8 protein-coding genes are annotated in these 6,503 nt (G+C 70.7%); 3 read left to right on the forward strand and 5 right to left on the reverse strand.

Annotated elements, in window-relative coordinates; translation table 11 throughout:
• The first annotated feature begins 25 nt into the window (after positions 1-25).
• On the forward strand, positions 26-889 hold the full coding sequence (locus tag AB0I18_RS32620; protein WP_363109241.1) for a DNA-formamidopyrimidine glycosylase family protein: 864 nt from the start codon (positions 26-28) through the stop codon (positions 887-889).
• A gap of 16 nt (positions 890-905) precedes the next feature.
• Here the strand turns inward: AB0I18_RS32620 and AB0I18_RS32625 are convergent, their stop codons facing one another.
• The 4 genes from AB0I18_RS32625 to AB0I18_RS32640 all read right to left on the reverse strand — a co-directional run bounded on the left by AB0I18_RS32625 (position 906) and on the right by AB0I18_RS32640 (position 3,718).
• Positions 906-1,559, reverse strand: a complete 654-nt coding sequence (locus AB0I18_RS32625) for a zf-HC2 domain-containing protein (RefSeq protein WP_363109242.1) — start codon at positions 1,557-1,559, stop codon at positions 906-908.
• Between the two features lie 243 nt (positions 1,560-1,802).
• On the reverse strand, positions 1,803-2,318 hold the full coding sequence (locus tag AB0I18_RS32630; protein ID WP_363109243.1) for a hypothetical protein: 516 nt from the start codon (positions 2,316-2,318) through the stop codon (positions 1,803-1,805).
• A 135-nt stretch (positions 2,319-2,453) separates the two neighbouring features.
• Complete coding sequence (locus tag AB0I18_RS32635) at positions 2,454-2,999, reverse strand: sigma-70 family RNA polymerase sigma factor (protein WP_363109244.1); 546 nt, start codon at positions 2,997-2,999, stop codon at positions 2,454-2,456.
• Positions 3,000-3,259: 260 nt separating this feature from the next.
• Positions 3,260-3,718, reverse strand: a complete 459-nt coding sequence (locus AB0I18_RS32640; protein WP_363109245.1) for a universal stress protein — start codon at positions 3,716-3,718, stop codon at positions 3,260-3,262.
• Positions 3,719-3,937: 219 nt separating this feature from the next.
• Here AB0I18_RS32640 and AB0I18_RS32645 point away from each other — a divergent pair, with 219 nt between their 5' ends.
• On the forward strand, positions 3,938-4,831 hold the full coding sequence (locus AB0I18_RS32645) for a polysaccharide deacetylase family protein (protein WP_363109246.1): 894 nt from the start codon (positions 3,938-3,940) through the stop codon (positions 4,829-4,831).
• 35 nt (positions 4,832-4,866) lie between these two features.
• Here AB0I18_RS32645 and AB0I18_RS32650 read toward each other — a convergent pair whose 3' ends face one another.
• The gene (locus tag AB0I18_RS32650; protein WP_363109247.1) at positions 4,867-5,529 is read right to left on the reverse strand and encodes a class F sortase; all 663 of its coding nucleotides are present in this window, start codon (positions 5,527-5,529) and stop codon (positions 4,867-4,869) included.
• Positions 5,530-5,861: 332 nt separating this feature from the next.
• Between AB0I18_RS32650 and AB0I18_RS32655 the strand changes: the two genes are divergently transcribed.
• Positions 5,862-6,350 carry a hypothetical protein gene (locus tag AB0I18_RS32655; protein ID WP_363109248.1) on the forward strand — a complete coding sequence of 163 codons (489 nt, stop codon included), beginning with the start codon at positions 5,862-5,864 and terminating at the stop codon, positions 6,348-6,350.
• Positions 6,351-6,503 lie beyond the last annotated feature (153 nt).

The raw sequence follows: 6,503 nt of genomic DNA on the forward strand, positions 1-6,503 counted from the left end.
CTGAACCGGGTGGCACCCTGGACGTATGCCGGAACTACCCGAGGTCGAAGCGCTGAAGGACTTCCTGGCCGACCACCTCGTCGGCCACGAGATCGTGCGCGTGCTGCCTGTCGCGATCAGCGTCCTGAAGACGTACGACCCACCGCTCACCGCTCTTGAGGGCCGCGAGGTGACCGCCGTGCACCGGCACGGCAAGTTCCTGGACCTGGAGACGGCCGGTGGCCCGCACTTCGTGACGCACCTGGCCCGCGCGGGCTGGCTCCAGTGGAAGGACCGGCTCCCCGACGGCCCGCCCCGCCCCGGCAAGGGCCCGCTCGCGATGCGCGTCGCCCTGGAGACCGGCGAGGGCTTCGACCTCACCGAGGCGGGCACCCAGAAGCGGCTGGCGGTGTATGTCGTACGGGATCCGGGGGAGATCCCCGGCGTCATCCGCCTGGGCCCCGACCCGCTGGCCGACGACTTCGACGAGACCCGCTTCGGGAAGCTCCTCGAAGGCGAGCGCCGACAGCTCAAGGGCGCCCTGCGCGACCAGAGCCTGATCGCGGGAGTGGGCAACGCCTACAGCGACGAGATCCTGCACGCCGCGAAGATGTCCCCCTTCAAGCTCGCCGCCACCCTGACGCCCGAGGAGAGACAGCGGCTGTACGAGGCGCTGCGCACGACCCTCACGGAGGCCGTCGAGCGCTCCCACGGGCTCGCCGCGGGCCGCCTGAAGGCCGAGAAGAAGAGCGGTCTGCGCGTGCACGGCAGGACCGGCGAGCCGTGCCCGGTCTGCGGCGACACCATCCGCGAGGTCTCCTTCAGCGACTCGTCGCTCCAGTACTGCGCCACCTGCCAGACGGGCGGCAAACCGCTCGCGGACCGCAGGATGTCCAGGTTCCTGAAGTGAGGCGCTGCACCCCGCCTCAGGTCGCCTTGAGTGTCACCAGCCGCTCGCCCGCCGTCGTGCGCACCTCGTAGCGGACGACCTCGCCGGGGTGCATGGCCGCCGAGCCCTGCATGGGGTCCGCGGGCTTCGCCCCGGCCTTGGGCACGGTCCAGCTCAGCACGACCTCCTCCGAGTCGTGGCCGACGGCGACGAGTTCGCAGGGCAGGGCACCGGCGGCGCCCTTGACCTGCAGGCCCACGTCGCTGCCGTAGGCCCGGTCGACGGTGGTGACCTCGGCCCACACCCCGGTCCCCGGGTCCGTCGCGGCGACCCGGTCGCCGTCCGAGCCCCCGCCTCCGGTGAGGACCGCGGCCGCGGGCCCGCCCACGGCGAACACCACGGAGGCGGCGACCGCGAACAGCCAGCGCCTGCGCCCGGTCCGGCGGGCCGAGACGACGTCGTCGAGCAGCCGGTCCAGAAGAGCGGGGCCGGCCTGGGTCATGGGGTGTACCGAACGTGGCGTCGCTCGGGCGTATGCCCGCAACGACCGCGTAGTGGGCGTCAGTTCACTTATCTGAACCGCACACTGGGGACACTCCATGAGGTGGTCCTCGAAGCGGAAGGCTTCCGCCTCGTCCAGCACGCCGAGCGCGTACGCTCCGACGTCGCGGTGGCGTTCCAGCGACCTCATACCAAATCCTCGGTGCCGATGGGGTGTGTGCGGGGAGTAGCTGCTTGCCCACCGGTACGCAGGGGACCGCTGAATCACTCAAGCCCCGTGCGGAATGCAACCAACGGATTCGGAGCGGCAGGGCCCGCGGATTGGTCGAGGTTCGAAAAAAACTGGTCGGGAGCGTCGGCCGAAGGGTTCCGGCCAGAGCCAGCGGATTCCGGCCAGGGTCGGAGGGTTCCGGTCGGGGTCGGAGGGTTCCGGTCAGAAAAGATGGATCGCCAGATGCCCCAGCGGCAGCCCCAACTGCCAGGCCGGTGTCCACACCTTCGGTCCGTCGTCCTCCCCGATCACCGGGCCACCGCCCGGTACCGCGTCCAGGTCGGGTGCGAGCAGTTCGGTCTCCTCCAGCCAGCGCCAGGCCGCCGTCGCAAGGTCCAGGTCCGGTGTCGGACGGCCCGACCGGATCGCCTCGGCCGCGAGTCCGGCCATGCGCTCGCGCACCCAGTCCTGCCACGGCTGGTCGTACGCCGTCAGCGACAGCCATGTCTCCAACTGGGAGACGACCCGGATGCCCGAGAGCTCACCGCTGGTGTCCGACAGGAAGATGGTGAGCGCCAGCGCGTCACGCCCGGCGCGGAACTCGAAGGACGTGGGCGGCATCAGGTCGCCGGTCCGTAGCAGTTCGTCGGCGATGTACTCGGCGTACAACCACGCCATGGGGACGGTGAGTTCGCCACCACCGGTGCCGTCCGTGCTCTCTTGACCTCTGTGCAGCATTCCTTCCTGCCTTCCTCCGGTGCGTGCGCGTCGCCCGACCCCGGGCCCCCACTCCGGAACACGGATGAAGACAGCTGATTGCTCAACCATGATCCACAGCAGGCGCTTTACGGAGGCTTGACCCAACCGACGGTTTCACCGCAGGTCGGCCGCATATCCCGGAAGAACCCGGCGCAGGGCGCGCAGCGCGTAGTACGCGCGAGACTTCACGGTACCGGGCGGAATCCCGAGCTCCGCCGCGGCCTCCGCCACACTCGCCCCCCGGAAATACACCTGCACCAGGACTTCACGGTGCTCGGGAGTGAGTGTCTTCACAGCCTCGCGCACATCGAGGGTCGCCGCGGAGCGTTCCGCGTGATCGGCACACACCCGCGCACTGTCCAGCACGGCGTCCCCGACCTCGGCGGGCCGTGCCTGCCGGGCCCGCCGCGCGTCTATGGCGAGCCGTCGCCCGACGGTCAGCAGCCAGGGCCGTACGGAGTCGAAGTCGTCGGCGCGCAGCGCCTCGGGATGCTGCCAGGCGCGGACGAACGTCTCCTGCACCAGATCCTCGGCGCGCTGGCGGTCCCCGTCGGAGAGCCTCAGCATCAGGGCGAAGAGCGGTGCGCCGTGCTCCCGCTGCAATTCGGCCAGCTCGTGCTCGGCGGTCGTCCTGCTGGTCATGGTCGTGGCGGCCGTCATGGCCGTATGCCAACGCAGGGCGCCCCGCCGGGACAGGGTGCTGACACGGATCGTCGGCGGACGGTCGAACCCGTCGGCGAACGGTACGACGAACGGTCAACCGGGACGGAAAGCTCCGCATCCGCTTCTCGGTCCTGCCCGACCGGACCCGTCCGGAAACGCCGGTCGGAACGGCCCCGGAACCTTCGACACCCGCGCCGATGACGCGGTAATCAGTACCCAGAGCGCGGACCAGAGCGCTCGCCGCCGCCGGCAGCCCGTCAGGGCACCACCGTCACCGGCCAGCGACCCGCCTTCACCAACCGGATCGCGACGGAACCGACGAACCGGTGCCCCGCCTGCTCGGACGCGCCGACCACGACCGCGTCCGCCTTGAGCCGGTCCGCCGCCGAGACCATCCCGTTGTACGGGTCGCCGCGGAGGGTGTGGAACTCCCAGCGCACGTCGAATATGCCCTTGACCTGCTCGGTCGCCGTCCGGATCTCCCGGACCAGCCCCTCGGCGATCTCGTCGGTCGTCTCGGCGATCGGGACCCCGAGCGCGGCGCCCGCCGACATCACCGGCTGGATGTACACCAGGGCCAGCAGCGCCCGCTGACGCCGGGCCAGCCCCGCGGCATAGGCGGCCGCGCGGAACGAGGAGTCGGAGCCGTCCACGCCGACCACGATGACCTTCGGCCCGTCCGTGCCCCGCTCGAACTGGGAGTGCTGTTCCGTCACGGCGCTGAGGCTATCGGAATCAGCAGGTCCCGCAGCCGCCGGGGACGGCACCCGGCCTTGCTCGGCACCGGCCTTGCCTTCCCGCCGTCCTCCGCCGACTCGTGGCGCGCCGCCGCTGAGCCGCTCCCGGCCGCCCCAGCTGCTCCCATCGGGTGCTTTCGTGCGCCCGCACCGGTGTCGATGCGCTGTGTCGGCCCCCGGCCGGGCGACTGATTACTCATGCACAAGGATCAGTTCCTCTCGCGGCGCCGGGCGTTGCTCGCCGGCGCCGCCGTCCTGGGAGCGGCCGGGGCGGCCGGTACGGCGCAGCTGCTCGCCACCGACCAGGGCTCCCCGGCCGGGTCCTCCGCCGCACCTGCCACGCCTGCCGTACCTTCCACACCTGCCGCTCCCGCCGCGGGCGCCCAGGCGAACCGGGCGGCACGGGTCGCCGGGAAGCCGTCCGCCTACCGCCTCCAGCCCATCGCCGGATACGGCCCGGCACGGACCGCGCCCGCGCGCACCCTCGTACGGCACGAGCCGTTCCTGCGCATGTCCGGGCGCGGCCGCACCATGGTGCTGACCTTCGACGACGGCCCCGACCCCCGCTACACCCCGCAGATCCTGCGCACGCTCAAGGCCCACGACGTACGCGCCATGTTCTTCGTGTGCGGCGAGATGGCCGTCGACAACAAGGACATGCTGCGGGAGATGGCCGACGAGGGGCATGTCGTCGGCAACCACACCTGGTCCCACCCGCTGCTGACCCGGCTGACCCGGTCCGGGATCCGCTCCCAGATGGAGCGGACCTGCGACGTCATCGAGGAGGCGTCCGGCGAGCGGCCCGCCTGGTTCCGCGCGCCGTACGGGGCCTGGAACCGCGCCGCCTTCCAGCTCGGAGCCGAACTCGGCATGGAGCCGCTCGGCTGGACCGTCGACACCCTCGACTGGAGGACGCCGGGCGCCGGCACCATCGAGCGCCGGGTCATGAACGGCGCGGCCCCGGGCGTGGTGGTCCTCGCGCACGACGCGGGCGGCGACCGCTCGCAGAGCGTACGGGCGCTGCGCGACTATCTGCCGCGGCTGCTGGACTCCGACTACCACGTCACCGTGCCCCGGCGGCAGGCCACCTGAGGCCACGGGCTTTCGCCCGCCCGGCCGGGGAACGCTCAGCGAACCTCGGCCAGGCGGGCGAACACGACGACGTTTCCGGCGTAGCCGTTCTGCTTGGAGAAACCGCCCCCGCAGGTGATGACACGCAATTCGGGGGTTCCGCTGTTTCCGTAGACCCGATTTCCGGGGAAGTTGTTCTTCTCGAACACCTCGATGCCGTAGATCTCGAATACGGCGACCTTTCCGTCCTTGCGCCTGACCTCCACGCGGTTTCCCTTTTTCAGGGCCCCGAGGCCGTAGAAGACGGCGGGGCCCTGCTGGTTGTCGACATGGCCGACGAGAACGGCCGTGCCCTTCTCGCCGGGCGAGACCGCTCCGGAGAACCAGCCCGCGAGGTTCGGGTTCTCCGGTGGCGGCGCGTCCACCCAGCCCTCCATGTCGAGGCCCACGGGCAGGACGGGCGCGTCGACCTGGATCGCCGGGATCCGGACGCGGTCGACCACGGAGAACGGCAGCGGAACAGGAGCGCCCCGGCCGTTCCTGCCCGCGGTGAGACTGTCCGCCGCGGCGGCCGTCGCGGGCTGCGGGGGCCCCACGTCGAACTCTCCCGAACCATTTCGGATGAGCGCGAGGCCGGTCAGCAGAACAAGCGCTATCACGCCCCAAGGAGCCCGCTTTCTGGCGCGCTCCTCCTCTTCGGCCAACTCGTACCCAGACATTCGCCAACCCCTCTCGACGTGGCCGTCGCCCCGTCCGTCGCGCTTACGAGAACGCTAAGCGCAGCATGTCCGTCGGGCGACGGGAGAAGCGCGAACGGGTGGCGGGGCCGGCCTCCGTGCGCCATCCGAGTTGCCGTCGGCAGGAAATTTCTGACGGTCCGTGACCTGCGGCAATATCCGATTGTGTTCCTTTCTCCCGGCGTGTCCTCTCACCAGGACGGACCATTCTCGAAATGCGGCTCTGTGCAAGGCAACTGAGGGTCTGTCTGGGAGGCGTTTTCTCGCCGATCCACCCGGGGACGGTTCCCGGGGCGCCTTCCGCGGAGGAACACATGCGTACCACTCGTGCCCTGGCGGTCTCTGCGACAGCCGTCGCCGTCCTCGGACTCACCGCTCCCGTGGCCGCGGCCTGGGACAACCCGAGCAACATCGTCGCCACGCCAAGCGTCATTGCCCGGGGCGGGCAGCTGACGGTCACCGTCGACGGATGCAAGAGCGGCGGCAACATGACGTCCAACGCATTCCCGCAGGCGACTCTCTCGCCGGACCCTAGTGGCGGCAACGACAGGTCGAAGGGAACGGCGACTGTCAACAGCTCGGCCACCCCCGGTTCGTACGACATCACGGTCAACTGCAGCGGAAAGATCCTCACCAAGCCCGGTGCTTTCACCGTCATCGGCGGTGTCCGCGGCGGTCTCGGCGGCAGCAGCTCCACCGGTGCCACCCCCACGGACATCGCGATCGGCGGTGGGCTCGTCAGCCTCGCGCTCATCGGTGGCGGGGTGTTCTGGATGCGCCGCCGGTCCGAGAACAAGATCTGAGCCGCTGCCCCTTCGAGGGCCGGATCGCGGGCAACCGCAGCGCACGTGAACAGCCCTTCGCCCCGGACCCCCTCAGGGGGTCCCGGGCGTAGTGCTCTACTGTGAAAAATCCGGCGTGCGGGCCCGTGCGCCCTCGGCAGTAGTACGCAGCCC

The organism is Streptomyces sp. NPDC050704 (genome assembly GCF_040654355.1).
Taxonomy (GTDB): Bacteria; Actinomycetota; Actinomycetes; order Streptomycetales; family Streptomycetaceae; genus Streptomyces.

What these genes read in the sequence shown, in the direction of transcription:
- AB0I18_RS32645 (WP_363109246.1), top strand. Translation starts at nt 3,938, where the DNA reads ATGCACAAGGATCAGTTCCTCTCGCGGCGCCGGGCGTTGCTCGCCGGC.
- AB0I18_RS32655 (WP_363109248.1), top strand. Translation starts at nt 5,862, where the DNA reads ATGCGTACCACTCGTGCCCTGGCGGTCTCTGCGACAGCCGTCGCCGTC.
- AB0I18_RS32635 (WP_363109244.1), bottom strand. Translation starts at nt 2,999, where the DNA reads ATGACGGCCGCCACGACCATGACCAGCAGGACGACCGCCGAGCACGAG.
- AB0I18_RS32650 (WP_363109247.1), bottom strand. Translation starts at nt 5,529, where the DNA reads ATGTCTGGGTACGAGTTGGCCGAAGAGGAGGAGCGCGCCAGAAAGCGG.
- AB0I18_RS32625 (WP_363109242.1), bottom strand. Translation starts at nt 1,559, where the DNA reads ATGAGGTCGCTGGAACGCCACCGCGACGTCGGAGCGTACGCGCTCGGC.
- AB0I18_RS32620 (WP_363109241.1), top strand. Translation starts at nt 26, where the DNA reads ATGCCGGAACTACCCGAGGTCGAAGCGCTGAAGGACTTCCTGGCCGAC.
- AB0I18_RS32630 (WP_363109243.1), bottom strand. Translation starts at nt 2,318, where the DNA reads ATGCTGCACAGAGGTCAAGAGAGCACGGACGGCACCGGTGGTGGCGAA.